The organism is Paenibacillus sp. FSL H3-0457 (assembly GCF_037981725.1).
GTDB classification, from domain to species: domain Bacteria; phylum Bacillota; class Bacilli; order Paenibacillales; family Paenibacillaceae; genus Paenibacillus; species Paenibacillus amylolyticus.
The window spans coordinates 6,495,824-6,521,297 of sequence record NZ_CP150283.1; the positions used below are offsets into that span (position 1 = coordinate 6,495,824).

The window sequence follows — 25,474 nt, forward strand, 5'->3', positions numbered from 1 at the left end:
TTCACCACCCTTCCTCAGCTTCAGGGGAACCGTTGATCTTTTCGGTCATCCGTTTCTGATCCCGATGTACCGTAGAAGGACGATTAATCATTTTCCACCATGGCACACGAATGAGAATGTCTTTGGTATCTGTTTTACTGTACGGGCTAAGACCAGAGAGATATGGGACACCGAACGAAGTCATCTGTGTCAGATGGACCGAGATCAGGACCAAGCCGATGACGATGCCGTATAATCCAAGCATACCTGCCAGTAACATGATCGGAAATCGGAGCAGACGCACCGTAATCGCGAAGTTAAATCGCGGGATCGTGAAGGAAGCTATTCCTGTCATGGATACGATAATAACCATCGGTGCGGATACAATCCCCGCTTGAACTGCGGCCTGTCCGATCACGAGTGCACCGAGGATACTGACAGCCTGACCCACTGTCTTGGGTAACCTGACCCCCGCTTCCCGGAGAGCTTCGAACGATAGCTCCATGATGAGAGCTTCGACCAGTGCCGGAAAAGGAATAGCTTCCCGTGCCCCCGCGATACTCAGTATCAATGTGGTTGGCAGCATGTCCTGATGAAATGTCGTAATAGCGATGTATAGGGCTGGCAGAAATAACGCAATGGCTACGAACAAAAAGCGAATCCAGCGCAACAGATTACTGATAAAGAATCGCTCGTAATAATCCTCGCTGGCTTGCAGCATCTGCCACATCGTGACTGGAGCAATCAGCGCAAAGGGGGTTCCATCTACCATAATGGAAAAGCGTCCCTCCAACAGATTGCCTGCAACGGTATCCGGCCGCTCCGAGTAGTGCATCTGAGGAAAAGGGGAATACGGATGATCTTCAATCAATTCCTCGATATAACCCGTCTCCAGGATGCCATCAATATTGATTTTTTCCAGACGTTTCTTGACATCTTGAATCGTTTTTGGATCGGCAATACCTTCCAGGTAGGTCAATACAATATCTGTCTTGGTGTCTGTTCCAAGGGTCATACTCACCATCTTGAGCGCAGGTGTTTTCAGCTTGAACCGCAATAAGGCCGTATTCACACGGAGCGTTTCGGTAAATCCCTCCCGCGGTCCCCGAATGACGGATTCTGTCTGCGGTTCCTCCACACCACGTCTGACGCCACCTTTGACATTGAACATCCAGGCTTTGTTACTTCCATCGACCACCAGAAGGGCAGAGGATGCCAGCACCCCTTCTGTCGCAGCAGCCCAGGTATCCACTCGCTTCACCTGTGTTAGCTCAACGGTTGTATCATCCAGTGGAACATCAGGTTCATCTGTTCGCTGCTGCACCAGCCCTCGAATAATCGGACGCAGCATGTGTTCCTGGATATCAGCCGAATTAACAATGCCTTCAATATAGACCAGAAGTCCTTTCACTTCAGGCGTAATCATGACGTTGCGAAAAACCACATCCGAGCATTCGGAGAATATCTCCTTTACCGCCTTAATCTGAGTTTCATGTACTGCACTAATCGGCTGCCGAAGAAAAGGCGGGGACGGCAGTCCCAAAGGAATATGTTTTTTTTCTTCTGAAGCTCGTCCCGGTTGTCGGGACTTGTCTTTCCCAGATGTTTTGTCTGCCATATGCCGCCCCTCCGTTCTTGTTTTTATACAAGGTAGCTTGTGCCAGACAGCAGGGAATTATGTGGTCTTTTTTGCAAAATTACGATTAAATTCTCTGAGTTTTCAGACAGCAAAAAGGCCTCTGTATTTAACAGAGACCTCTGGGATGTTCCAAGTTCTATAGTTACTTATAGGTTAATCCGCAAAATAATCTTCAGGCACATAACGAATCTCCGACTTCGCATAGATGCTTAGCGTGTGACTCTCCCTGTCGTATACTACCCGTTCACCATCTACGTAGTACCAGTGTTTCAAAAGGGGCTGATCCTTGCGTTGGACGAATCGAAATACGTTCAGTTCCTGTCTAAGCTCCATAATCTGTTCCACAATCTGCTCGTCCAGACCCGTAACGGTAAATATGAAACCTGTACCCTCCTGTTGGAACCGATAGGACAGCGAATCTGTTTTGCTATTAGCTAATCCTCGCCCGGTCACCGCATGTTTGACCATAAACCATTCCTGTTGCGCCATACGTGTATATCCTCCTTCATCTTGGAGTTCATTTCATCAGCCATCTACGGCAAATCAATAATCATATAGAACGTATCTTCGTTTCCTTGCAGTTCGATTGAATCTTGCTGTTCCACACGAGCCGTGTCGCCTTCGTTCAACAGGTACTCTCCATCCAATCCCAGCTTGCCTTCGATGGAGAAAATGTACATTCGGCGGCCTGCATCCTGATTAAAGGTTAACGTTTCGTCTTTGGCTAATCGGCCAAGGTAGATCGTCATATCCTGATGAATGGTCGCAACTCTTGGTCCCCCATCTGGGGTTACAATCGGCACGAGTGCTCCTGCCAATGCCGCTGGATCAAATGATGTCGTCTCATAGGAGGGCTCCAACCCTTTTGTCTGTGGCATGAACCAGAGCTGAAGCAAACGTACTTCTTCGGTATCGGATGCATTATGTTCGGTATGAATCATGCCACTGCCTGCTGACATCCGCTGGATACCGCCAAAACCTGTAACGGCTACATTCCCAAGGTTATCTTCATGTCGCAACTTGCCGTTCAGTACGATCGATACAATCTCCATATCACTATGCGGGTGAGCCCCAAAACCGCGACCAGGCGCGATCACATCGTCGTTCGCTACCCGCATCGGTCCAAACGCCGTATTCTCCGGGTCTTGGTATTCTCCGAAAGAAAAGCTGTGACTACCACGGAGCCAGCCTCGATCGAAGCTGGAGCGGGCATCGGATGGAATGACGTTAATCATAAAATGCATCCTCCTTATTTTTTCTTAGTAGCATACTTATTCTCATTGTAACAAACCATAGGCATGTCGTCCAAACAAGGTGAAACGGCTGTCGCCGTCCTCTAGCGGCTCAGCGTGTTTCATTCCGAAGAAATATAGAGAAGGATGGTGAAATAACATAACTCCCTATATTTCGAAAAAAGTTCTCTACTGATCAGCCCGGTTCGCAAATCAATTCCCGAACCGGCCTGGCCAATAAAGAACCTCGTTACAGGACTCATCTTGCACTTCATTATTTTTTAGCGATCGTTAGTCAATTCAAGCACTCACATTCTGGCGAGCGTTCCCCTGTCTGGAGAACAGATAATCCACGGCCAGGAGGCGGCTTCCTGTGAATAGCAGTGTCAGGGAACCCGCCAGCAGCAGGTAATCTAACTCGGTACCACTCAGGAACGGCTCACCCACTTTGGCTGTAAACAGAACGCCAACCATCACGATGGCAAACAGGGCAGCAAACACACGTGTTCCCAGACCCAGAATCATCGCTGCACCACCTACCAACTCAATGATGGCTACAACGGATGCAAGAAATCCGGGAATACCAATACTTTCGAAAAAACCTACCGTACCGCTGATTCCACCTTCAAATTTACTCCAGCCGTGCAATACAAAGATCAAACCGATCATAATCCTTGAGAAAAGTAATCCAATCTCTACACTTTTATTATTCATGTTCATCTTCCTTCCTCATTATATTCGACTTCACATGTAGCCCAATTAATCTATCCGATGGACCAAACAAACAAGATAGACAGCAATAGAAAAACAGTAGCCGACATCAGAACAGCATAACGTGGCAACCTCAACGTCACGTCCTGTTCCGGGTCCAGCAGACGTGAAATCCGGACATTCACCGACGTATCCGCAAATGAGGATTGAACGGTCAGTTCTTTGGCCCCCCAAGGTTCAGGACAAGCACGGAGCAGCTTGAGCAAAGCACTGCCAATGCCTGCCACATTGCCTGTACGCTCGATGGCCTCATTGTCTGCCAGAATTTCTCTCACAATATTGTAATGTTTCGAAGTATGCTTCAATACGGGAATATACGGCATCATGATTGCAAATACCGATAACAGTGTTGTCTTCAGTGGGTCACGGTGCCACAGATGATGAACTTCGTGGTACACAACTGCAGTCTCCTCTTCTGCATCCAGCATCGTCAGAAGTCCCGTGGAAAGTACGATACAAGGTCTCCATAAACCAATTGTAAATGCAACCGGAGAATGCTTGTCCACCACAATGAATCCCGGCTGTCCGAGATGGTGATACTTGGACTCCAGTTCACGAGACAATGCACGCACTTCCATGGAGCGAAGCTTACGTACAGCTGCCCTGGTTTTCATCATACGCACCATTAACAACCAGCCTGTTCCCGCAAATGTCAGCAATACCAGTGCCAGCAGAAAATGTCCCACAGATAACCATCCCAGTCGACTCATCCAATGATTGCAGAGCCAGAGCAGGTTAAACGGGATATCCCAGCCAAAAATTTTGTACATCGCGTACATGAACATCTGCATGAACACGAGTAACGGAATGCCAAACCCGACGGTAAACAAAAGTTTCGAGCGGGTCTTCCACATCTTAATCGCTATCCTTTTTCCATTGTTTGATCTTCTGTTCCAAGCGTTCAATCAGACCCGCATCTGCTTCGTCCAGCGCATCCAGCATATGATTCAATGCCAAAGCTCCGAATTCATCTACCAACTCATGTGACAGTTCCTTGGATTGGTCGTTCATAAACTCCTCCTTGCTCTGTACCGGTTGGTACAAAGATGTTCTGCCCTTTTGTGACTTTCCGAGAAGTCCCTTGTCTACGAGCCGGTTCATCACGGTCATGACTGTATTAAAATTGACGTCTTTGTCTTGTTCAAGTGCGGTCTGCACTTCACGGATGCTGCTGCCAGGACGAGCCCATAAAATGTCCATGATCTTGGCCTCCAGCGGACCAAAAAATCGGTTGAGCCCACGCTCACCCACTTTGAAATTGTGTATTCTCATTTTCTGACACCCCTCACACTACCCATTGTAGTGCCATCAAATGAGAAGTCAACCTCTATGTCAGCTATTTTATGTAAATGATTTGTAAATTTGTTTTCCATTTCAGTAAAAAAGGCCAAAGACCGGGAGTTCCGCACGTTCGCGGTTCTGCCCGGTCTTCAACGAATATTAGTCCGTATGATGTTGTAGAACATGGTCAAACTGTGCTTTATTTTCCATCCTGTGACGGCATATGTGCAGAAATATCCACGCCGAGTCCATGAGCCAAACGTCCGCCAAGCTGTCCATCCGCTCGGAAGAAGTGGCACAGGGCACGCATTTGAATATCAACAGATACGCCCTTAAGGTCATTGATCAGATTATCAAGCAAATGCTGCTGCTCTACAGGAGTAAATGAACGGAAAAGCTCCCCTGACTGCGTATAATCATCCGTCTTCTCGATTTTCTCTCTTATAACATTCCCTTGTAACGGAACCTGACTGTCCCGGTATGCCGGATCTTCTTGCGGGCTGTTTCCTGAACTGTTGGGTTCATAGTTCACCGGAGATGGGTCCTGATTCACATTCATGAGTCCATCACGCTGATGATTACGAACGGGTGCGTACGGGCAATTCACCGGAATTTGCAAATAGTTCGGTCCAAGCCGGTGACGCTGTGTATCTGGATAGGAGAATAGGCGTCCTTGCAACAATTTGTCTTCGGAAGGCTCAATTCCGGGTACAAGCGCACTAGGAGAAAAGGCCGCCTGTTCCACTTCAGCAAAGAAGTTTTGCGGATTACGATTCAGGGTCATGGTCCCTACCGTATGGAACGGCAATACATCTTCAGGCCATGTTTTGGTTGGATCGAGCGGATCAAAAGCAAAATCATCCATTTGCTCAGGCTTCAAGAGCTGTACCTGAAGCTTCCACTGTGGGTACTGCCCGTTCTTGATATGTTCATGCAGGTCCCGGGTAGCATGATTAAAGTCTTGCCCCTGTACCTCGGCAGCTTCCTGACGAGAGAAGCCTCGCACGCCTTGTGCAGACTCCCATTTGTATTTCACATAGTGGACCTGTCCCTGTGCATTAATCCATTTGAAAGCATGTACGCTGAAACCATCCATCTCTCGATAACTTGCTGGTGTGCCTAGATCAGAGAACAACCAGGTCATCATATGTGTTGATTCCGGTGAGAGAGTCATAAAGTCCCAATATCGGGCAGGTTCCTGAATATTTGTATCCGGAGCCGGCTTCAAGGAATGCACCATATCAGGGAACTTCATCGCATCACGAATGAAGAAAACGGGCAGATGATTACCGACAATATCATAGTTGCCTTCCCGTGTGTAAAATTTGACGGAAAATCCACGTGGATCTCGTGCAGTCTCTGGTGATCCCGTACCATGAATAACGGTTGAAAAACGAACCAGCACATCCGTCTCCGTACCTGGATCTTGTAGGAAGTTAGCTGTTGTATACTCCTTCATACTTTGCTCTAGCGTGAATACGCCATGAGCACCTGCTCCTCTTGCATGAACCACCCGTTCTGGAATACGTTCACGGTCAAAGTGGGCTATTTTCTCAATGAGATGGTAGTCTTCAAGCAGTGTCGGCCCTCTTCTGCCTGCTGTGCGGGAATTCTGGTTGTCACCTACAGGTGCTCCCTGATTTGTTGTCATACGTTCTGTCATCATGTCGTCCTCCTCTAATGGGTCTCACGGCTGTTATATATCTACTATTAAAATCATATTCGGCTTCGGTTTAAATATACATTTAGACTTGATCTAACTGTTAAATTGATTCTAACATGTCCCACTCTACTCTTGCATGAGGTTCACATGAGATTAAGATGAGGTTCTTCAACATTCATGAATGAACTATGAACATGTTTTAAGGGAATGATTCTGATCTGCCTCTCTATTAGGTAGTACCCGAAAAAGCATGAAGTGAAAGATAAAATTTGGGCAAAAAAAAGCGGACTAATCCGCCAGGCGGTAGCCCACTCCTCTTACTGTTACAATATATTGCGGCGAAGACGCATTATCGCCCAATTTTTTGCGCAAGCTTTTGATATGAACATCGACCACATTACTTCCACCCGTAAAGTCCGTCTCCCAGATATCGCTGAGCATTTCCTCACGGGAAATGACTGCACCTTTGGCATCAATCAGTTTGAGTAACAGATCATATTCGGTCTTGGTTAGATGAATCCGGTTATTATCGCGCTGTACACTCATCCGTTCACGATCGAGCCACAGATCTTTAAATCCGATACGGTGCCCTTCCTCAGGCAAAAAACCACGGTTGGGCAGAGCAGGGCTGTTGCCAATCATGCGCTGCACTCGGTAAAGTGCTTCCTGCGGGCGTGCAGGCCACACCAGCAATTCCTCCTGAAGCATCGGTCCACTTGCACTGCCAATCATCTTCTCACCAACCAGATACAAACAAGGGGTTGTGTGCTCAGCCTCACGATTCAATCGGCTGCTAATGCCGGCAAATGCATCGATAGTTCCAGCCACAGACAGATCATAGATCAACAGATCAAAGACAAGACGCTCATGCAGATCCGGTTCCCAGCGATGGAAAACCAGTACATCAAAGCAGCTATCCGTTAAGGCCTTTACCAGTTCATGAACCTGCCCCGGCATCGGGCTGATCAGAATAACACGCCGTGTAACCGGACAATTGTCCACAAGGGGTGTTGAGTCAGACAAGGCTGGTTTAACCCTTAGGGGTAAACGGCGGCCAGGCAGTTTTATTTTTACTTGATCCGTTTGTTTCTGCATTCCCCGCAGACACCTCCAAAGACCACATGAGCATGATCGATTGCATATCCGGTTTCTTCAGCTACCTGTTTCATCCATTGTGGAGGAACCTCTGTCATCACCTCGTCCACTTTGCCGCACACTTCACACATAATATGCTGATGATCATCCATACGGGCATCGTACCGGCTTGCTGTCTCTCCGAGTTTAAGTTCCCGTATCAATTCTTTGTCCGTCAGATAACGAAGAGAATTATACACCGTACCATAGGCCAGATTATATCCTTGTTCCACGAGTCGATTCATGACATCAGCAGCTGTCGGGTGATCCTCTGAATGGCGCACCACATCATATACCGCTTGCCGTTGTATCGTCAGATTTAAAGTTCTCACAACCATTTCTCCTTTATTATTGATCCATTTTATATGAAATCAGACACTGATCTTCTACTTATGATGGTCTTCCCAAAAAGAAGGAATATATTTTGATTTAGATTAAGTATAAATCTCATTGCATATTGAAGTCAATATCACTCTAACATCCTGTATATGCAAATAAACCACCTTTACCAGCAATCACCTCATAAATTTGGGATAATATGGTTCGCTACAGCACCACTTTTCAGATAAAATATAGGGATGTGCGTAAAAAGGGGGAATGTCGGTTGTTTAGCACTTTTTTCATTAATATCTGTGTCATGATTACGTTTATGTATGTGTCCGGGATCATCGCAAAGTTCTATAGTATCCGATTGCCTTTTCCCTCGTTACGTGTTCAGTTGATCGGCGGCTTATTATTCGGTATATATGGCACAGTACTCATGAACTATTCTTTCCCTCTGAACGAAACTACGATTGTAGATCTACGGCATCTGGCCATCGTTACCGCAGCGGTATATATGGGAGGATTAGCTTCAGTCGTTACGGGACTCATGATCTCGGTCATTCGTATTCTGATGTTCGGCTTATCATCCTCTGCCATAGATGCAGGTTTTGTCATGACTCTGATCGGACTGTCCGGTGTGTACTTCGCCTATGCTCCTTGGTCCAGACTGACCAAAATAATTACAATGAATCTGCTTGGCATGACATTAATCTTTATCATCCTTATGTTGAATACAGACAGCATGAATTCATTAATGAAGATATATCCGTTACAAATGACCATTTCTTTTGCCGGTGGAATATTTATCTATTTCATCGCAGAATTCATTAATAAATCCAATGAAATGTTATTTCTATTGGAAAAAAGAGCTTCTACCGATCATCTTACCAACCTGAGCAATCGACGACAGTTCGAAAAATCACTTCAACTGGAACTTCAGCGTGCGCGGGATTACCAACAGAAGCTTTCCTTGCTTGCCATTGATATTGACCGATTCAAAAAGGTAAACGACACCTATGGTCATTCCGCCGGCGATGCGGTCCTGAAGCAACTTGGACAACTGCTTGTTGAACATGCACGTTCTGCTGATATCGTGTCACGAAATGGTGGGGAGGAATTCGCCATTCTCTTGCTCGACTGTGGACACCGTCAGGCCGTGGCTACCGCCGAATCTATACGACAGGCTGTAGAGAAATACCATTTTGCTCTGCCCGACGGGCACACGACACGTCTAACCATCTCCATTGGTGTAGCCGTATATCCCGATCATTGTGATGATCATGACGATGACGACTTCTTCGAACAGGCCGATCGCGCTTTATATGAAGCCAAGAATACAGGGCGTAACCGTGTATGTGCCTTAACTTTTCGCTCCTTGCCTCTTACACTTTAAAGTAAGATCTAACCTTTCAACGTTCTCCAAAAAGAGGGATGTCTCGTTCGCCCATTCAGGCGCACAGGACATCCCTTTCTTTATAGATCATTGCATATCATCTCAGCTTGTGTAATGACAGGAGATCAAGCAAGGATACTCTCAATCTCCTCCACAATGGCAGCATCCAGCTTCACGCCAGATGCAGCCGCGTTCTCTTTTACCTGCTCGGGACGACTCGCCCCTACAAGTGCACTGGATACATTGTTTTGGCGCAGAATCCAGGCAAGGGCCAGTTGCCCAACCTTCAGATCCAGCTTGTCCGCCACTTCAATCAGTTGACGAACTTTCCCGATACGATCCACATTGATCTTTCCTTCGTCCCATCCTAGCTTGGCAGCACGGCTATTCTCTGGGATATCGGAAACGGACGTATATTTCCCGGTCAATAGACCTTGAGCAAGCGGGGAATATACGACTTGTCCGATGCCTTTACGCTCACCGAGCGGGATAATTTCATTTTCGATATAACGGTCAAACATGTTGTACACCGGCTGATTAACCACGATACGATCCAGAAGCAGACGATCTGCTGTACCCAACGCAGCTTCCATCTGAGCCGCTGTCCACTGGCTGACGCCTACATATAACACTTTGCCTTGGCGTACCAGATCATCGAGCGCGCGGAGTGTTTCTTCAATTGGTGTTTCGGTATGATAACGATGGCAGTAATAGATATCCACATATTCAACGCCCAGGCGCTTCAAGCTGGCTTCACATTGCTCCTTGATATGTTTGCGAGACAGCCCTTGGTCATTCGGACCATCACCCATTTTGCCAAATACTTTGGTTGCAAGTACATAAGAGTCACGGGAATATGCTTTGAGCGTCTGCCCCAGCAGTTCTTCTGCTGCACCCCGTTCGTATACATTGGCAGTATCAAAAAAGTTAATGCCTTCATCAAATGCAGTTTCAATTGATTTCACCGCATTCTCACGTTCCACATACCCTCCGTACGTCAGCCAGCTTCCCAGGCTGATCTCGCTGACTTTCAGTCCGCTTCCACCTAATCTGCGATAATCCAATGTACATCCTCCTCTGTTGGTTATAAAGATGAAGTTCACATTCTATTGTAACGTAACCAGCTCGGAATAAAAGGGCTTTGGCTCAGAAAATGGAAAATGAAAAGAAGCGCACCTATAACAGGTGCGCCGAATAAAGATTTGTTCTCTGATCATGATTTAAGGCAAAGTAATGCTCAATGCATTCAACAGATCAGCCTGTCTGACCGGCTTGGTTAGAACAGCATCAAAGGCTTCTGCTTCATGTAATTCAATGTGCATACCATAAGGAACAAGAACAATGACGGGCAGATTCTCCAGTCGCTGTTTCAGTTCATGTACAAAATCAACCGCGCCACCTTCCATTAATCCCATATCCACAACGGCTACATCCGGCATGAATCCTTCCTTGATCCAATCATGCGCTAATGTCAAACCCGAGGTCATGTGTACATCCATCTCCCACCTACGCATCAGGGAAGAGACACCTTGCAAAATATCAGGGTCCTTGGCAAGCAACACCTTTTTCCCTTTTAACCGTTGCTGAACACTTGCGAGTTGAGGTAACTCCCAGTATCTGCGCAATGGAAGGGAGATGTTGAATTCCGTCTCATTTTCCTTCACACTACTCACCTGAATACGGCCATGCATGAGAATGGCAAGATTCTGGCTTACAGCTAAACCTAGATTGCTTCCAATCAGTTTTTGGATATTCAAATTTTCATCTTGGCTGTTAAAGGTTGGGGTCTTCTTGTCCGATAACATCTGACCCGTGTACTTCACCTTGAGCTGAAGTGTACCGGTCTCCTCCAATTCTTCTCCGTTCACCACTGCTGTGATCAGAACGGAACCTTCACGCGTTGAATCGAGAGCATACTGAATGACGTGTGCAAGCAACTGTCCAATCTTGACTTCATCCCCAACGAACACTTGAGATACATTCAGTTCAAGATTTAATCCCAGCTCAATGTTCTTGCCCGTCGCAATCCCGGCATAGAGATACACGGTATTCTCAATGGTGCCTACCAGATCAAACGGATCATCATGTATAACCGTTTTACCTGCTTCATTAATGTTGAAATTCATCATATTATTCAGCAAGGAAAGCAGAATATTGCCGCTTGTCTCAATCATATTCACATATTCGGACTGCTCCTCAGGCATATCCGGTGTGCGCATCAGATCTGTCAGTCCCAAAATACCGTTCAAAGGATTGCGAATCTCGTGACTCATTAGCTTCAACATCTGTGTTTTGGTCATAGCCTCAGATTCGGCACGTTCTTTCTCTGCCTGGAGCTGTTCTTGCATTTGTTCCGAATCACTCAATTTCCGCTCCTGAACATGCAACGTGCTTTCCAGATCAACAACATAACCCAGGAATACAGCCATCGCCTTCAGTGTCTTCATATCGGTTTCGCTGATTACATAACCAGGATCATCCATCAGACAGATGGTACCAAATGTTTCGCCCGATCTTCTCATAATAGGCACGCCCACGAAAAAGCGATTGCCAAGTCCGCTCGTAACGCCCATGGATCGTGTCATCGGATGTTCACATGTATCCGGGATCGTAAGCACGTTACCGTTGTCTCTTAATACCAGGCTGCAATATGAATCCGTAAATGGAAGTGCACTGCCTTTAACAACTAACTCTTCCGTACGATTAAAGGCCTCCAAAATGACATTGGTCACCCCGTCATTCGTGGCAACAAAGATGGTATTGACCTTCAATATACCACTTAATACGTCTACGATGTGGGCCGCAGCTTCCTTTATATCTTCATAGAAGCCTCTTGTAATGCCTTCTGCCGTCCCCATGATTCACCCCTCTTATCTTAGCTGCACTTTCAAATCTGTATTTCAGAATGTTTAATCACGTACAGGGGTCATCAAAAATCCGAATAGCTGTCACAATCTATACTTATATGATTAACACCGTAGAAGTATAAGAGAATCATACTCCCTGCCTATTGCCCATTTGTGGACAAAAGCAGGTCTTAAACGGATGGTTTAACGACCGCGAATTCATTGCAACTCGCCTTTTCAGCTTGATTAAAGTCCATCTTGTCCGACTTCGAATATTATACTTGCAGAATAACTAGAAATTATACGCTTCCGCTCAGACTTTGGGAACCTTTATCCGCAGCAATTAAAGGAAAGTCCACTTTGTTCAGTAAGCTCTGTGATCATTATCACACCCAAAAAACCACATATAGTTTATAAATGGATAAGACGAATCTACATATAGTATTTAACGTAAATTGAATGATAACCAAAATCATTTTAGGAGGAACCTTACATGAACATGCTTGAGTATGCCACCCCACCGGCATCCGATCTATTATCCGACCTGGGAAGACGAATTATTGGCGCAGAAGACGCCGATACGCTGAGGGAAAATGCGAATCTGAACGGGGATTCCTTCAGTGGTAAGATGAGCAGGCTCGGTTCGGAGACCGCCAAGTGGCATGCTCTGCGTCATGTGTTGCCGAAAGAGCTTGCCCAAGCTGTGGAGAATGGGGATCTGTATGTACACGATCTGGATCAGTATGCACTTGGAACGACCAACTGTATCTTTATCCCGTTTGACCGTCTCCTTGCTGCGGGTTTCAACACAGGTAACGGATCGGTTCGCACACCTCAGACGATCATGTCTGCCATGGCTCTGGTTGCGATCATCTTCCAATCCCAGCAGAACAGTCAATATGGCGGTGTATCGGCCAATAAAATTGACTGGGATCTGGCCCCTTATGTACAGCGATCGTTCCGCAAACACTACCGCAAAGGGCAACGGCTCTTTGGTGAAAATGTTCTGATCGGGGATGAACAGCTTCATCTGGATAGCATCGAAGCGAAGAATCAATGTCCGCGGGCATATGCCTTCGCCTATGAAGAGACTGAATTGGAGACAGGACAAGCTGCTGAATCACTGATTCATAACCTGAATACGATGAGTAGCCGGGCGGGTGGTCAGATTCCATTTACTTCACTGAACTATGGATTATGTACTTCTGCGGAAGGACGGTTGGTATCACGCTCGTTGCTGGAAGCAACCATTCGTGGCCTGGGCAACGGGGAGACTCCCGTGTTCCCTCAACATATTTTCCAATGTAAACAGGGGATCAATCAGGCTCAAGGAGAGCCGAACTATGATCTGTTCCGGCTCGCAGTCAGCTGTTCATCCCGGCGGATGTATCCTAACTTTGTCAATGTGGATGCCTCTTTCAATCTGCCTTTCTATCATCCGGAAGATCCGGATACGATCATCGCAACTATGGGATGCCGCACACGTACACTGGCTGACCGGTTTGGTCGCAATCGTCAAAGTGGTAAAGGTAATCTGTCCTTCAACACCATTAACCTCGTGAAGCTCGGCATCCGGTTTGGCATCTGCCAAGGTGCAAGAGCTGTCGCTGACCGAGCCGGATTCTATACTGCTTTGGAGTCAGTTATGCATAATGCCGCTTCCGGCCTGTTGCAGCGCTACCGAATTCAGACATTGCAGCCTGCCAAGGCATCGGACTTCATGATGCGGGAGGGTGTATGGGAAGGTGGAGAACAGCTTGGCCCGAACGAGCCGGTTGCCGAGCTTTTAAAGCATGGAACATTATCTCTTGGTTTTATCGGACTCGCGGAATGTATGACAGCTCTCTATGGGCGCCATCATGGGCAGGACCCTCATGTACATCGCGAAGCGCTCAACATTATTCGGACCATGAGAGAGTTCTGTGACCGGATGAGCGAGCAGCATAACTTGAATATCACCCTGTTTGCCACACCTGCTGAAGGGTTGTCCGGCAAATTCACGAAGATCGACAGAGAGCGTTATGGCATTATTCCCGGAGTGAATGATCGGGAGTATTATACGAATTCATTCCATATCCCGGTCTACCACACGCTTCCAGCATATCGGAAGATTGAACTGGAGGCACCGTTCCATACGTTATGTAACGCGGGTGCAATCTCCTATGTGGAGCTTGACGGAAACGTTCGGGCCAACACCGCAGCTTTCCTGCGAATTGTACAGTATGCACTGGCGCAGGATATCGGTTATTTCTCCATTAATCATCCAATTGATCGCTGCCCTGCATGTGGTTATGAAGGCGTCATTGGGGATGTATGCCCAAGCTGTGAAGCCCATGAGAACCATGTACACTTCCAGCGGTTACGCCGCGTAACTGGCTATCTGACCGGAGATTACAAAGTACGCTTCAATGCTGCTAAGCAAGCCGAAGTGCGGGATCGGGTGAAACACCGGTGAATCTATATGGTTACATCCCGGAATCGGTGAATGAAGGAATCGGCCTGCGTGCCGTGTTGTTCATCAGCGGATGCCGTCACGCCTGTCCGGGCTGCTTCAGTCCGGATTCATGGAGCTTTCGAGCGGGGGAGCCCTTTACAGAGGAGCGGCAGCAGCAGATTCTGCATGAAGTGACGACCCATCCATTGCTGGATGGCGTTACGTTGTGTGGTGGTGATCCCTTTTTCTCGGCAGCAGAATGTACGTCTTGGGTCCAGCAGCTCCGCGCTGCACGTCCTGATTTGACGGTATGGGCCTACACGGGATTCGAATATGAAGAACTGATTACCGACCCTGCAAGAGCGGAGCTTGCCCGGTTGTGCGATGTGATTATTGACGGTCGATACGTTGAAGCGGAGCGTGATGTTTCCCTTCCCTTCCGCGGCAGCCGGAATCAGCGTTTGATTGATGTCAGTGCAACACTAGCCACTCGAACCATCGTTACAATGCAGCTCAGTATGCTGTAACATTGGTTTTATTCCCCTCACCAACTAACAAGGCACGGGTCCCCAGCGGACTCGTGTCTTGTTGGCGTATAGCGGTCTTCTTTAAGAAATAGGTTTTATCCATTCTCTCTATTTTCTTCTCTATTGCATGACGATATATAATATAGGTAGTTATTAAGTTAGCATTTAAAATTTAACCGTTTACATAAGGTAACCAGGGAGGAATCATCTTTTATATGGATATTGTTCAAGCATTAATTACATGTATGCCTTTCTTTCGAGATACGATTCGTCAGGATGTAACCCTCTCCGTGATTGATCATGAGAAATTCCTATATTTCTCAGCAGGGGAATCGTTAAAGCAACTGAATTATCAACCCGGCGACCCTCTATTGGATGGAAATCGAAATTTTGCTGATCTCAACGGCGGTACAGTCAAACGATTCGATCACTACCCTAAAGATTTATTCGGTGTTCCTTTTGACGTGGCTTTTATCCCCATTAAAAATGAAAAAGGTGAAGTCATCGCCCTGTTTAACCTGCTCTACAGTATGGATGACCAGGATCAGCTGCAACAGCTCATGGATGCTACCGAAAATCTGACCAACCAGTTAATTGACAGTGTACAGCATGTAGCTGCACACTCCGAGGAACTCAGTGCCACAACCGAAGAGATCCGGAACAATTCCAAACAAGCCGTACAGAAATCAGGCAATGTCACTCAGGTCGCCAGTTTCATTCGTGAAATCTCCGAACAAACCAATCTGCTCGGCTTGAATGCTGCCATTGAAGCTGCTCGTGTAGGTGAAGCAGGTGCAGGTTTTGGCGTTGTTGCCAAAGAAATTCGCAAACTGTCTGTGGATACCAAAGAAGCAACGGCCCGTATTGAAGATTCTCTTCTGTCGGTTCGGCAATCCATTCAAGGCATGGAGAATGAACTTGGTGAGATCACTGCAAGCTCCCAAGAGCAGGCTGAACTCGTAAACAATTTCATGAGCACAATTGAGAAACTGAATGAAACCAACAAACAATTGAAGCAATTTGTGCAAAAAATGATTACGTTTGACGGTAAATAAAAATACGTTTAATGGACCATACAAGCACGGTTCATATCATAGAAATTTGTATAATTCGTTTCCTACCGCTCAGGGGATTTATGCAAAATGGTCATTAAACAACAAACTAAGCCTCCGAATAAGTTCGGAGGCTTTTTCATGAGCTATTTGAATTAACGAATCTCAAAGTGACTGATGCGCACACCCGCAGACAACACAATGTATACATCCTGTGCACCTGATGCACCTGTGAGTTCCGCCTTCACGGTAGACCACTGCTGGGCTTCACCTTGCGCCAGTTCCACACGTCCTGCGAGCGTACCGTCTGGTGAACCGAGTCGAACTTCCAACACAGCACCTGCTTGTTCTGCGGAGACACGCGCTTCAATTGTTGCTGCCCCACTACCCAGATCGGCATCCTTGAAAGCAATCCATCCTTGCTCTCCAACGACACGGACAGCACTTCCACCCTCTTTGCTCTCATCCAGATCAACACCCAGGTAAGCATCATAATTCTCAGCACGGGTAGCCACACCCAGATTACGAGCGGGGATTGTCTCTCCTTCAACCGTCAGGTCTGCAACCAGCTGAACATCGGAGGATGACTTGGCAACCATAATGGAGTAAGTTCCACTTTCCACGACATACCGATCACGAGTTACATCCCAGATTGCCAGTTCCTGAACAGGCAAAGTAAAGCTGACCTTCGCTGTAGCTCCCGCTTCGATATGAAGACGACGGAATCCTTTTAACGTTTTGAGTGGACGTTTCACCCGGGATTTGCCTGCACGAACGTACAACTGTACAACCTCGTCGCTGGCAATTGAACCGGTATTGGTTACATCTACAGTTACCGTTGCGTTGCCCTCTGTACCCACTTGAGCTGGGCTAAGTTCCAAATTGCTGTATTTAAATGTTGCATACGTCAGACCATGTCCAAACGGATACAATACATTGCCTTCAAAATATTGATATGTCCGACCAGATTGAATGATATCGTAATCCTTGATGTCGGTCAGTTGATTTGCCGATTGTACCCATGTCATATTCAGACGGCCTGCTGGTGCATAGTCGCCATACAAGACGTCAGCTACTGCGTTACCCAGTTCCTGTCCTGCGTGTGAAGTATACAATACCGCCGGGATGTTCTCCTGAACCCAGTTGGATGTGAACGGATAACTACCCACGATGACAACTACCGTGTTCGGGTTCGCGGCATAGACCGCCTCAACCAGACGTTGCTGGGATTCGGCGAGATCCAGACTTGGACGGTCAATCTCTTCTTTACCATTTACAAGCGGATTATTACCAACAAAGACAATCGCCGTTTCCGCAGCCTTAGCCGCTGCTACCGCTTCTTCAAGTCCGTTCACAACCACATCCTGCTTGAACGTCTCTGTGGCACCAAAGGTTTTCAGTTCCTCGGACACTACGAATGCATCGTTTCCACCATTAGGTGCAGTCACCGTTTTGCCATTCCAAGTAGTCAGACCTACACTGCCATCCTCTTGTGGCAACAGGTGGAATACTTCCTTCACGAACCAGCCGTACACTTCATCAGCGGAAGCCGTTACGGTCTCTTCATCTGTGGTCAGATATTTGCCGTTGCTTTCGGCCTGCAAGGTATAACTTCCGAAGCCCCAGTCGGAAACCATAAACGTCTCCGCTTCTCCCGAAGCAATCACAGGTGATTTCTCACCTTCTGCCAGTCCAATTTTCTTCCCATTGGCTATGGAAGTTAACGTAATACGATCATTACCATCCTTGAACGATACTTTATCGTTGCCTACTTTGCCACGGATCGCTTCAAGCGGGGATACGTTATACGGCATGGTGCCTGCATACCAGTCACGATAGACGGTTCCGCCCAATTGACCAATCACAGCCACTTTACCAGCTTTTGTTTTGTCCAGCGGGAGCGTGCCTTTGTCGTTTTTGAGCAATACCACTTGTTCTCTTGCAGCTCTGAGCGACAGTTCTTTTGCTTTCTCTGTCATCATGGACTCTTCACCAATAGAAGCGTACGGGTTGCCTTCTTCCGGATCGAACTCGCCCAGACGGAAACGCACACGGAACGTATTGAACAACGCCTTATCGATGTCATCCATCGTGAGTGTACCTTGTTCCAATCCTTCACGCAGTGCCTGTTTGGACAGCTCAGCATCATCGGTGATGCTATCAATTCCGGCCTTCACGGATTCTACGGTACCTGGTGTGTGGGAATCATAGTATTTATGATCATTCTTGATGCCCATTACGTCGCCTGCATCACTGACAATGAAACCATCCATGCCCCATTCGCCTTTGACAATCTCGTTCACAAAAGGATGCAACAACGCTGGCGTACCATTAATGGAGTTGTACGCCGTCATCATGGACTGTGCGCCGCCTTCCTTAAATGGCTTCTCAAACGCCTTCAGATAATATTCACGCATGTTACGTGGATCAATGCTGGACGAACCACTTCCGCGATCCACTTCGTTATTATTGGCGAGGAAATGCTTCAAGGTAGCGACCGCTTTGTAATACTTTGGATGGTCGCCCTGGATTCCTTTGACCAATGCTGTCGTCAGCTCGGCTGTCAGTTCCGGGTCTTCACCATACGCCTCTTCATTCCGTCCCCAGCGCGGGTCACGTTCCATATCCACTGTAGGTGCCCACAGCGTAAGACCGTTCACTGCCGGATTTCGTTTATAAAATACACGCGCCTCGTCTCCTAGTACGGAGCCAATCTCCTTCATCAGATCCGCATCCCATGTGCATGCAAGCCCCACCGGTTGTGGGAAAGATGTTGCTTCTCCAAGCCAGGCCAAGCCGTGGGCCGCTTCTGTTCCGTGTTTGTATGCAGGTACACCCAGGCGGTCTACTGCCGGCTGATATTGCAGCATGGATTCAATTTTTTCATCTTCCGTCAAGCGGGATACAAGGTCCTTCACCCGGGTGTCTAACTCTAGTGCTGTATCTTGAAACGGATATTTCGTTTGGTTGGTCGTCATATAGAATCTCCTTTGGTTATCGGTAGTTAATTAAAATGATAGCGAATACATATCTCAAGAAAAAACGAGGGTTAATTCGGAGGAAATATTTCTTCCGATGGATGGATTAGTCCTTTTACAATCAACGTTTACAGGTGTGAAACCTGATCTCCTTTTCAAAACCTAAAACGATTTCGGTAATCTTATCATATAGCATGTTTAACAAAAAAAACAGAGGTTCTGCGCAGGAAATTGTGAACATCCCCTCTGCAAAATCTGAACAACACCGTTTTTTCCTGGCATAGTCTGGCAATCATGAATAAGAGTACAACGATGTGCGCTGAACAACACCCCATGCGATAGATTGAAGATAATCAAGGAGGAAAAAAAATGAGCGACAATCAGCAGCCCAAGACGGGTCTGCCCCCGGTCCCCGAATCGCTGTGGCGTGCTACGCATCAATTCGATGCCTATCCAAAACTGACCGAAGATATCACCGCGGATGTAGCAATTATTGGTGCCGGCATTGCCGGCATTACTACAGCCTATCTGCTCGCGCAGACGGGTATGCGTGTAGTCGTGCTAGAAGCTGGAAAAGTATTGGGTGGAACGACCGGTCATACCACTGCCAAGGTATCTGCACAGCACGGTGTCATATTTGATGAAATTATGCATCACTTCGGACAAGAACAAGCTCGGATGTACTATGAAGGCAATGCCGATGCCGCGAAGTGGATGCGCAATCTGGTGAAGGAAAAACAGATTGATTGCCAGTGGGCAGAGGAAGATGCCTACGTCTACATTCAATCAGAGGAAAACATCAAAAAACTGGAGATCGAGCTGACCGCCTATGGCAAACTCAATATCCCTGGTGAGTGGGTAGACCCACTCCCTATTCCAGTTCCCGCAAGGGCAGGCATTCGCATGCCGGGTCAGGCACGATTTGATCCGCTGGCCTACCTGCACTACTTGCTCGATTCCGCTGTGAAACAAGGTGTACAGATCTACGAGCATACGACAGTTACGGATGTAGAGGAAGATGCTTCACTACATGTCAGAACTTATGGAGATGGCCCATCCGTAACAGCGGAACATATTGTCGTGGCTTCTCATTTTCCCGTCTATGATCCCGGATTTTATTTCACACGATTACACGCCGAACGATCCTACGCTGTATTAGTCGAACCGGAGAAACCCTATGTGGGCGGCATGTACATCTCGGACGATACACCTTACCGCTCCTTGCGTACCGTCTTACATAACGGGAAGGAACACATCCTTTTTGGCGGCGAAAATCACAAAACTGGACAAGGCATCTGTACCTTTGGTCATTATGAACGCCTAGAGCAGTTCGCAGCGGAGACATTTGGCATTCGCAACATTCCTTTTCGCTGGTCAGCCCAGGATCTGATCTCCATCGACAAGGTGCCTTACATCGGACCGATTACCGGAAGACATGAACGAGTCTATGTGGCGACCGGGTTTGCCAAATGGGGAATGACAACTGGCACGATGGCAGGACACCTTCTTGCGGATCGCATCACCGGTCGTGACAACCCTCATGCTGCCATATTCGATCCGGCAAGATTCAAGGCCGATCCTGGTATGAAACACTTTATTGTGGAAAATGTGAATGTAGCCAAGGAATTAATCTCCGGTAAAGTAGGCATTGTGCACAAAAAGGTTAGCGATATTGGTGAAGACGAAGGAGCCGTCGTTCGTCATAATGGCAAACGTGCTGGCGCCTACAAGGACACCAGTGGCAAGCTGTTTCTGGTGGATACCACCTGCACCCATCTGGGTTGCGAAGTCGAATGGAACGAGGGCGAACGTTCGTGGGATTGCCCATGCCATGGTTCCCGCTTTGATTATGCAGGCCATGTCATTGAGGGCCCTGCTGTGGAAGACCTTAAAGTCCTGGATGCACAAGAATAACCGACATTTAGCGATTAACCTGTAACCAAAGAAACAAAAGTTCATCTCACAGACCGGATCGGAATCCGCCTCCAGACGGAAGTAACCGATCCGGTTTTTGCGTATGCTGAATTATAGCTAAACAGACAGCTTCAGCTGATCATCAGTATTAAACGAACTTATTATCGATCAATCGTGATACGGAACTATTTTAAAGTCACTACCTTGCATTAAACAGTACTGGATGCTATGATGAATTCACCACTACTGAACAATATACACTAGCAATAAATGAAGCTACTAAGGAGGAACCTGTGTGAATGTGAACATCCAGTTCAAAAAAGGAGTATTGGAGCTGTGCGTCCTGGTATTAATTAACCGCCAGGATCGGTATGGCTACGAACTGGCTCAGGCGGTCTCCAAACATATCGAAGTTGCTGAAGGTGCACTGTATCCCTTGCTTCGCCGGCTTGTGAATGACGGTTACTGCACCACCTATCTTCAAGAATCAACTGAAGGCCCGCCGCGCAAGTATTACCGGCTATCCGATACAGGTCGCGACTACATGACGGCACTGACGACAGAATGGAATGAATTTGTGCGCAATGTCGCAAATCTGATTGAGGAAGGAATCCCCAATGAATAGACAACAATTTATGAAAGCCATGGAAATTCATCTACGGCCGATGGACCCATTCGAACGGGCTGAGTTGCTCGCCGACTATGATCAACATTTCGAGCTTGGACTACGAGAAGGCAAGCTGGAAGAAGAGATCGCTCGGGAACTCGGACAGCCGGAAGAAATCGCCAAGGAAGCACTCGGTGATCGTTATGACATGCATACGCCGGGTTCAGATGCGTTCTATGCACCGACGTATCGCGAGATGCGGTCACCCAGAAACAGCACCAGCGCCACTCGCAAATTTTTCAACGCCATCGGCCTGTTATTCCTGAATCTGATTCTTGGCATTCCTCTTGGTCTCACGCTATGGTCAGTATGGCTTACGCTCGCCAGCCTGTCCTTACTGGTATTGGCTCCTGTGGCAGCAGTTGTGGACTTTGTATTCCTGGGCCAACTCGATAAACCGGAAATTTTCGTTGCGATTGGCGCTTTCGGTGTCGGCATTTTGTTTGCCATCGCATCGAAGTATGTTTTTAGAGCCTTCAAAAACACTACTCTTCAATACATTCAATGGAATAAAAATATGATGAAAGGAGATGTTTCCGCATGAGTACCAAAAAATGGCTTGCGCTTGCCGTGATATGTATCGGAATAGGTTTGCTCGGGACATCCATCTATGGCGTTCAGTTCGGGGATGAACGGGAGCATTATTCCAAACGATGGGATTTCAAAGCAGATGAATTGCAGAACATTATCATGAATGCTAATTTCAGTGCAGATATTGAATTTGTCATAAGCCCCGATTCGAATGGTTATATCGAAGTGGATGGTAAATGGGACCCTACCGTAGTCAAAAGCTTCGAACAAGCCACTTTATCCAAAGGCACATTCCAACTGTCTCAGACAGCACGTGAACGATTGCAATTTTTCACCTTGTACTGGAATGATCAAGACTCCACAATAACGGTTGCTCTGCCTGAAGGACACCAATTAAATGAGGTTAAGCTGGACTCCTCTTCAAGTGACTGGGATCTGACAGGTCTGAATGCCAATCAGCTTGAGCTGAACAATACCTCAGGTTCCATACGTCTGGAAAATATTAAGGCGCCCAATATTGAATTGGTTCTAACTTCTGGTGACATTAACGCTTCCATGATTGATGGAGACATGACCGTGAAACAGACATCCGGAAGCTTCACTGCTGATCAGATAGTCGGTCAAGTCAACAGTGAGATTAAATCAGGAGATATTGAGATCACTGAATTGAATGGTGCGGCCGATGTTAAATTCACCTCGGGTAGCATTCATATTGAACAGTCCCATGCTGCGCCAATCAATGCATCCGGAACATCTGGAGATATTTTCATTCAAGCTGCACCTGATTTTGACGGAATCTATGATGCTAAGGCTACTTCCGGAAGTGTCGATGTACCTGAATCGCCAATGGTGAGCCGCGAAGTGATCAAGGCCCGTACTTCTTCTGGTAGCATCGAGATTACCAGATAGTGATGAAGCCAATTTCCGAACTGTGGGTAATAATAGTATAATTGAATGCTAGTCCATTTCTAAGGAGGAATTACCCACATGGAACTTAAAAATAAAACAGCGATCATCACAGGTGCCGGAAAAGGTATCGGCCGTGCGATCGCTGAAGCTCTTGCCAAAGAAGGAGTGCACCTCGGCCTTATTGCACGTACCGCTTCCGATCTTCAGGCTCTGCAACAGTCACTGAGTCAAGAATACGGTGTGAAAGTAACCAGTGCAGTAGCAGATATCTCGGATCGCACGCAGGCCGAAGCCGCTGTAGCAGCCATCGAGATGGAACTCGGTGCGGTGGATATCCTTATCAATAATGCGGGGATCGGAAAGTTCGGAACGTTCATGGAGATGGAGCCGGAAGAGTGGGAGCGCATCCTGCATGTTAACGTTATGGGTACATATTACGTTACACGCGCTGTCCTTCCGAGCATGATCAAGGAAAGTAGCGGCAGCATTATCAATATTGCTTCCACTGCAGGTGAGCGCGGATTCGCTACAGGTTCGGCATACTGCGCGTCCAAGTTTGCATTGCTTGGCATGACCGAATCTCTGATGCAGGAAGTGCGCAAGTCCAACATTCGTGTAACGGCACTGACTCCAAGCACCGTTAATACGGAGCTTGCGACCAATGCCGGACTGAAAATTGGCGACGAAGATCGCATGATGCAAGCGGAAGATGTAGCAGAACTTGCACTCGCAACGCTCAAGCTGTCCGACCGTGTCTTCGTTAAAACAGCAGGCATCTGGACGACTAATCCACAATAGACAGGTGCTTCTGACCTTTCTAAGGAATCTCTCGCACCTTATTGTACTCTTTTGCAGGAAATGAGAAACGTAACGAATCACTGTGAGGTTATCTCGCCAGAATTCTGTGGAGTGTAGCCAAATTACACACACAGCAGTGAAATAAAGCGCCTGAGATTCGTTACATCTCGAGATCTGCTTAGAATCATCTAATAGGGTTCGCTCAGTTCGTTAGAAATATAAAAGGACGTTTCCCATTGTACATGTATGCAGGTTCGCATGTTCATGACTTGGGAGCCGTCCTTTTTGTATTTTACAGATGATCCAGACCCAATTCTTTGGACACCGCAATGAGCACCACCGCAGGTTCCTCACCGATATTGGTCACTTCATGGGGCACGATTGCATTCCAGGTAAACGAATCCCCCACTTCAAGAACTTCCACATCTTCACCTTGTTGCGCACGAATCATGCCTTGCAATAAAAGATGACTCTCTTCTCCCGCGTGTTTGCTCACCCCGGTCGATGCACCTGGCGGCAACTCTACAATGGACATACGCATCGCACCTTTGGCTGTAAGATGCTGCACTTTGATCTGTCCGCTTCCGGCCGTTGTTTCCTTGCGCTCGTTCTTACGTACCACATTCATCCGTTGCTCCGGTGTCAGCAGCAAATAGGGAAGTGGCACTTCCAGATAATCTGCAATACTTTCAAGCGTAGCAATGGAAGGTGACGTTTTGTTGTTTTCCACGTTGCTGATAAAACCTTTGGACAACCCCGTTCCCTCGCACATCTGCATGATCGTAATCTGTTTCTGTTTGCGGATCGTACGAATAGCCAAGCCAATATCCATATCGCGTCCCTCCCTTCTATTGATTTTCAAACACTAGACGTCCGCTTCTCTTCTTCAGGTTATCTATTCGGCGCTTGTCTCAACAAATATAATCCGATTACCAAACGGATCTGTCACGGTCATTTCTCTTGATTGCCAAGGGGTCTCCTCTATACCGGGTCTCGCATTTTTGTACTCTTTCTGACGAAGTGCACCATGGAATGTATCCAAGTTATCTGTTTCCACGCGCAAGGCAGCTCCAGGTGTACAATCTCCATGATGTTCGGAGAGATGAATCACGATGGAATCGAGCGAAACCTGCATATATAAGGGCATTTCTTGCTCAAATCGATGTTCCCAATCCAATTGGAAACCCAGGTATTCAAGGTAAAACTCTCTAGCTTTATTTTCATCAAATATTCTCAAAATAGGCACGATACTCTTTAACATCCTGATCACGTCCTCGGGAATAAAATATGAACCATCCGCAACGACACTTCTTTTAAATCCATTCAAGGTTTCTTATAAACAACATATATTCATCATACAAAAAAAGTATTGACCCTACAATGAAACCATGATAAATTTTGT

At 47.1% G+C, this 25,474-nt stretch carries 23 protein-coding genes; 9 read left to right on the forward strand and 14 right to left on the reverse strand.

The annotated features are described in order from the left end of the window. Window position 1: 1 nt before the first annotated feature. The 9 genes from MHH25_RS28560 to MHH25_RS28600 all read right to left on the reverse strand — a co-directional run bounded on the left by MHH25_RS28560 (window position 2) and on the right by MHH25_RS28600 (window position 8,031). Window positions 2-1,597 carry a spore germination protein gene (locus MHH25_RS28560; protein WP_100528316.1) on the reverse strand — a complete coding sequence of 532 codons (1,596 nt, stop codon included), beginning with the start codon at window positions 1,595-1,597 and terminating at the stop codon, window positions 2-4. A gap of 174 nt (window positions 1,598-1,771) precedes the next feature. Continuing rightward, on the reverse strand, window positions 1,772-2,107 hold the full coding sequence (locus MHH25_RS28565; protein WP_036667838.1) for a hypothetical protein: 336 nt from the start codon (window positions 2,105-2,107) through the stop codon (window positions 1,772-1,774). Window positions 2,108-2,151: 44 nt separating this feature from the next. Then, window positions 2,152-2,853, reverse strand: coding sequence for a pirin family protein (locus MHH25_RS28570; RefSeq protein ID WP_100528315.1), 702 nt, complete (start codon window positions 2,851-2,853; stop codon window positions 2,152-2,154). A 297-nt stretch (window positions 2,854-3,150) separates the two neighbouring features. Next, a complete protein-coding gene (locus MHH25_RS28575; protein WP_100528505.1) occupies window positions 3,151-3,564 on the reverse strand; it encodes a DoxX family protein in 414 nt (137 codons plus the stop codon). Between the two features lie 50 nt (window positions 3,565-3,614). Beyond that, window positions 3,615-4,475 (reverse strand): M56 family metallopeptidase, encoded by an 861-nt coding sequence (locus tag MHH25_RS28580; RefSeq protein ID WP_036667841.1) that lies wholly within the window; start codon window positions 4,473-4,475, stop codon window positions 3,615-3,617. Window position 4,476: 1 nt separating this feature from the next. Beyond that, window positions 4,477-4,893 carry a BlaI/MecI/CopY family transcriptional regulator gene (locus MHH25_RS28585; RefSeq protein ID WP_017691824.1) on the reverse strand — a complete coding sequence of 139 codons (417 nt, stop codon included), beginning with the start codon at window positions 4,891-4,893 and terminating at the stop codon, window positions 4,477-4,479. 208 nt (window positions 4,894-5,101) lie between these two features. After that, on the reverse strand, window positions 5,102-6,565 hold the full coding sequence (locus MHH25_RS28590; RefSeq protein WP_340020556.1) for a catalase: 1,464 nt from the start codon (window positions 6,563-6,565) through the stop codon (window positions 5,102-5,104). Window positions 6,566-6,853: 288 nt separating this feature from the next. Next, window positions 6,854-7,660: a winged-helix domain-containing protein gene (locus MHH25_RS28595; protein WP_036612804.1), complete on the reverse strand. Its 807-nt coding sequence runs from the start codon at window positions 7,658-7,660 to the stop codon at window positions 6,854-6,856. Next, the gene (locus MHH25_RS28600; protein ID WP_036612807.1) at window positions 7,636-8,031 is read right to left on the reverse strand and encodes a transcriptional repressor; all 396 of its coding nucleotides are present in this window, start codon (window positions 8,029-8,031) and stop codon (window positions 7,636-7,638) included. Before MHH25_RS28600 ends, MHH25_RS28595 begins: the two co-directional genes overlap by 25 nt. A gap of 272 nt (window positions 8,032-8,303) precedes the next feature. Here MHH25_RS28600 and MHH25_RS28605 point away from each other — a divergent pair, with 272 nt between their 5' ends. Next, window positions 8,304-9,416, forward strand: coding sequence for a diguanylate cyclase (locus MHH25_RS28605; RefSeq protein ID WP_100528313.1), 1,113 nt, complete (start codon window positions 8,304-8,306; stop codon window positions 9,414-9,416). 125 nt (window positions 9,417-9,541) lie between these two features. On the opposite strand, the gene MHH25_RS28610 is transcribed toward MHH25_RS28605, so the two are convergent. Then, the gene (locus MHH25_RS28610) at window positions 9,542-10,480 is read right to left on the reverse strand and encodes an aldo/keto reductase family protein (RefSeq protein WP_036612812.1); all 939 of its coding nucleotides are present in this window, start codon (window positions 10,478-10,480) and stop codon (window positions 9,542-9,544) included. A gap of 156 nt (window positions 10,481-10,636) precedes the next feature. Beyond that, window positions 10,637-12,274 (reverse strand): histidine kinase dimerization/phospho-acceptor domain-containing protein, encoded by a 1,638-nt coding sequence (locus MHH25_RS28615; RefSeq protein ID WP_338707226.1) that lies wholly within the window; start codon window positions 12,272-12,274, stop codon window positions 10,637-10,639. A 481-nt stretch (window positions 12,275-12,755) separates the two neighbouring features. On the opposite strand from MHH25_RS28615, the gene MHH25_RS28620 reads away from it, so the two are divergent. From MHH25_RS28620 to MHH25_RS28630, 3 genes are all read left to right on the forward strand, one after another. Beyond that, window positions 12,756-14,717: an anaerobic ribonucleoside triphosphate reductase gene (locus MHH25_RS28620; RefSeq protein ID WP_340018668.1), complete on the forward strand. Its 1,962-nt coding sequence runs from the start codon at window positions 12,756-12,758 to the stop codon at window positions 14,715-14,717. Further along, window positions 14,714-15,223, forward strand: coding sequence for an anaerobic ribonucleoside-triphosphate reductase activating protein (gene nrdG, locus MHH25_RS28625; protein ID WP_315370646.1), 510 nt, complete (start codon window positions 14,714-14,716; stop codon window positions 15,221-15,223). Before MHH25_RS28620 ends, nrdG begins: the two co-directional genes overlap by 4 nt. Window positions 15,224-15,438: 215 nt before the next feature. Further along, window positions 15,439-16,278, forward strand: a complete 840-nt coding sequence (locus MHH25_RS28630) for a methyl-accepting chemotaxis protein (RefSeq protein WP_340018669.1) — start codon at window positions 15,439-15,441, stop codon at window positions 16,276-16,278. A 152-nt stretch (window positions 16,279-16,430) separates the two neighbouring features. Here the strand turns inward: MHH25_RS28630 and MHH25_RS28635 are convergent, their stop codons facing one another. Then, on the reverse strand, window positions 16,431-19,253 hold the full coding sequence (locus MHH25_RS28635; RefSeq protein WP_100528307.1) for a glycoside hydrolase family 3 C-terminal domain-containing protein: 2,823 nt from the start codon (window positions 19,251-19,253) through the stop codon (window positions 16,431-16,433). A gap of 369 nt (window positions 19,254-19,622) precedes the next feature. Between MHH25_RS28635 and MHH25_RS28640 the strand changes: the two genes are divergently transcribed. From MHH25_RS28640 to MHH25_RS28660, 5 genes are all read left to right on the forward strand, one after another. Then, a complete protein-coding gene (locus tag MHH25_RS28640) occupies window positions 19,623-21,167 on the forward strand; it encodes an FAD-dependent oxidoreductase (protein ID WP_340018670.1) in 1,545 nt (514 codons plus the stop codon). Window positions 21,168-21,462: 295 nt separating this feature from the next. After that, on the forward strand, window positions 21,463-21,792 hold the full coding sequence (locus tag MHH25_RS28645) for a PadR family transcriptional regulator (protein WP_036612821.1): 330 nt from the start codon (window positions 21,463-21,465) through the stop codon (window positions 21,790-21,792). After that, window positions 21,785-22,378, forward strand: coding sequence for a DUF1700 domain-containing protein (locus MHH25_RS28650; protein ID WP_340018671.1), 594 nt, complete (start codon window positions 21,785-21,787; stop codon window positions 22,376-22,378). Before MHH25_RS28645 ends, MHH25_RS28650 begins: the two co-directional genes overlap by 8 nt. Continuing rightward, complete coding sequence (locus tag MHH25_RS28655) at window positions 22,375-23,274, forward strand: DUF4097 family beta strand repeat-containing protein (protein WP_036667854.1); 900 nt, start codon at window positions 22,375-22,377, stop codon at window positions 23,272-23,274. The genes MHH25_RS28650 and MHH25_RS28655 overlap by 4 nt, the downstream gene beginning before the upstream one ends. 78 nt (window positions 23,275-23,352) lie before the next feature. Next, window positions 23,353-24,072 (forward strand): 3-ketoacyl-ACP reductase, encoded by a 720-nt coding sequence (locus MHH25_RS28660; RefSeq protein WP_036612827.1) that lies wholly within the window; start codon window positions 23,353-23,355, stop codon window positions 24,070-24,072. A 292-nt stretch (window positions 24,073-24,364) separates the two neighbouring features. Here the strand turns inward: MHH25_RS28660 and MHH25_RS28665 are convergent, their stop codons facing one another. Continuing rightward, a complete protein-coding gene (locus tag MHH25_RS28665) occupies window positions 24,365-24,904 on the reverse strand; it encodes an XRE family transcriptional regulator (RefSeq protein ID WP_339195950.1) in 540 nt (179 codons plus the stop codon). A gap of 63 nt (window positions 24,905-24,967) precedes the next feature. Then, the gene (locus MHH25_RS28670; protein WP_339195952.1) at window positions 24,968-25,333 is read right to left on the reverse strand and encodes a glyoxalase superfamily protein; all 366 of its coding nucleotides are present in this window, start codon (window positions 25,331-25,333) and stop codon (window positions 24,968-24,970) included. Window positions 25,334-25,474: the final 141 nt, after the last annotated feature.

Bases quoted from the DNA above. Each gene is read 5' to 3' on its own strand.
- MHH25_RS28565 (WP_036667838.1), bottom strand. From the start codon at position 2,107: ATGGCGCAACAGGAATGGTTTATGGTCAAACATGCGGTGACCGGGCGA.
- MHH25_RS28620 (WP_340018668.1), top strand. From the start codon at position 12,756: ATGAACATGCTTGAGTATGCCACCCCACCGGCATCCGATCTATTATCC.
- MHH25_RS28650 (WP_340018671.1), top strand. From the start codon at position 21,785: ATGAATAGACAACAATTTATGAAAGCCATGGAAATTCATCTACGGCCG.
- MHH25_RS28655 (WP_036667854.1), top strand. From the start codon at position 22,375: ATGAGTACCAAAAAATGGCTTGCGCTTGCCGTGATATGTATCGGAATA.
- MHH25_RS28665 (WP_339195950.1), bottom strand. From the start codon at position 24,904: ATGGATATTGGCTTGGCTATTCGTACGATCCGCAAACAGAAACAGATT.
- MHH25_RS28570 (WP_100528315.1), bottom strand. From the start codon at position 2,853: ATGATTAACGTCATTCCATCCGATGCCCGCTCCAGCTTCGATCGAGGC.
- MHH25_RS28575 (WP_100528505.1), bottom strand. From the start codon at position 3,564: ATGAATAATAAAAGTGTAGAGATTGGATTACTTTTCTCAAGGATTATG.
- MHH25_RS28615 (WP_338707226.1), bottom strand. From the start codon at position 12,274: ATGGGGACGGCAGAAGGCATTACAAGAGGCTTCTATGAAGATATAAAG.
- MHH25_RS28595 (WP_036612804.1), bottom strand. From the start codon at position 7,660: ATGCAGAAACAAACGGATCAAGTAAAAATAAAACTGCCTGGCCGCCGT.
- MHH25_RS28590 (WP_340020556.1), bottom strand. From the start codon at position 6,565: ATGACAGAACGTATGACAACAAATCAGGGAGCACCTGTAGGTGACAAC.
- MHH25_RS28630 (WP_340018669.1), top strand. From the start codon at position 15,439: ATGGATATTGTTCAAGCATTAATTACATGTATGCCTTTCTTTCGAGAT.
- MHH25_RS28670 (WP_339195952.1), bottom strand. From the start codon at position 25,333: ATGTTAAAGAGTATCGTGCCTATTTTGAGAATATTTGATGAAAATAAA.
- MHH25_RS28660 (WP_036612827.1), top strand. From the start codon at position 23,353: ATGGAACTTAAAAATAAAACAGCGATCATCACAGGTGCCGGAAAAGGT.
- MHH25_RS28580 (WP_036667841.1), bottom strand. From the start codon at position 4,475: ATGTGGAAGACCCGCTCGAAACTTTTGTTTACCGTCGGGTTTGGCATT.
- MHH25_RS28560 (WP_100528316.1), bottom strand. From the start codon at position 1,597: ATGGCAGACAAAACATCTGGGAAAGACAAGTCCCGACAACCGGGACGA.
- MHH25_RS28640 (WP_340018670.1), top strand. From the start codon at position 19,623: ATGAGCGACAATCAGCAGCCCAAGACGGGTCTGCCCCCGGTCCCCGAA.
- MHH25_RS28585 (WP_017691824.1), bottom strand. From the start codon at position 4,893: ATGAGAATACACAATTTCAAAGTGGGTGAGCGTGGGCTCAACCGATTT.
- MHH25_RS28635 (WP_100528307.1), bottom strand. From the start codon at position 19,253: ATGACGACCAACCAAACGAAATATCCGTTTCAAGATACAGCACTAGAG.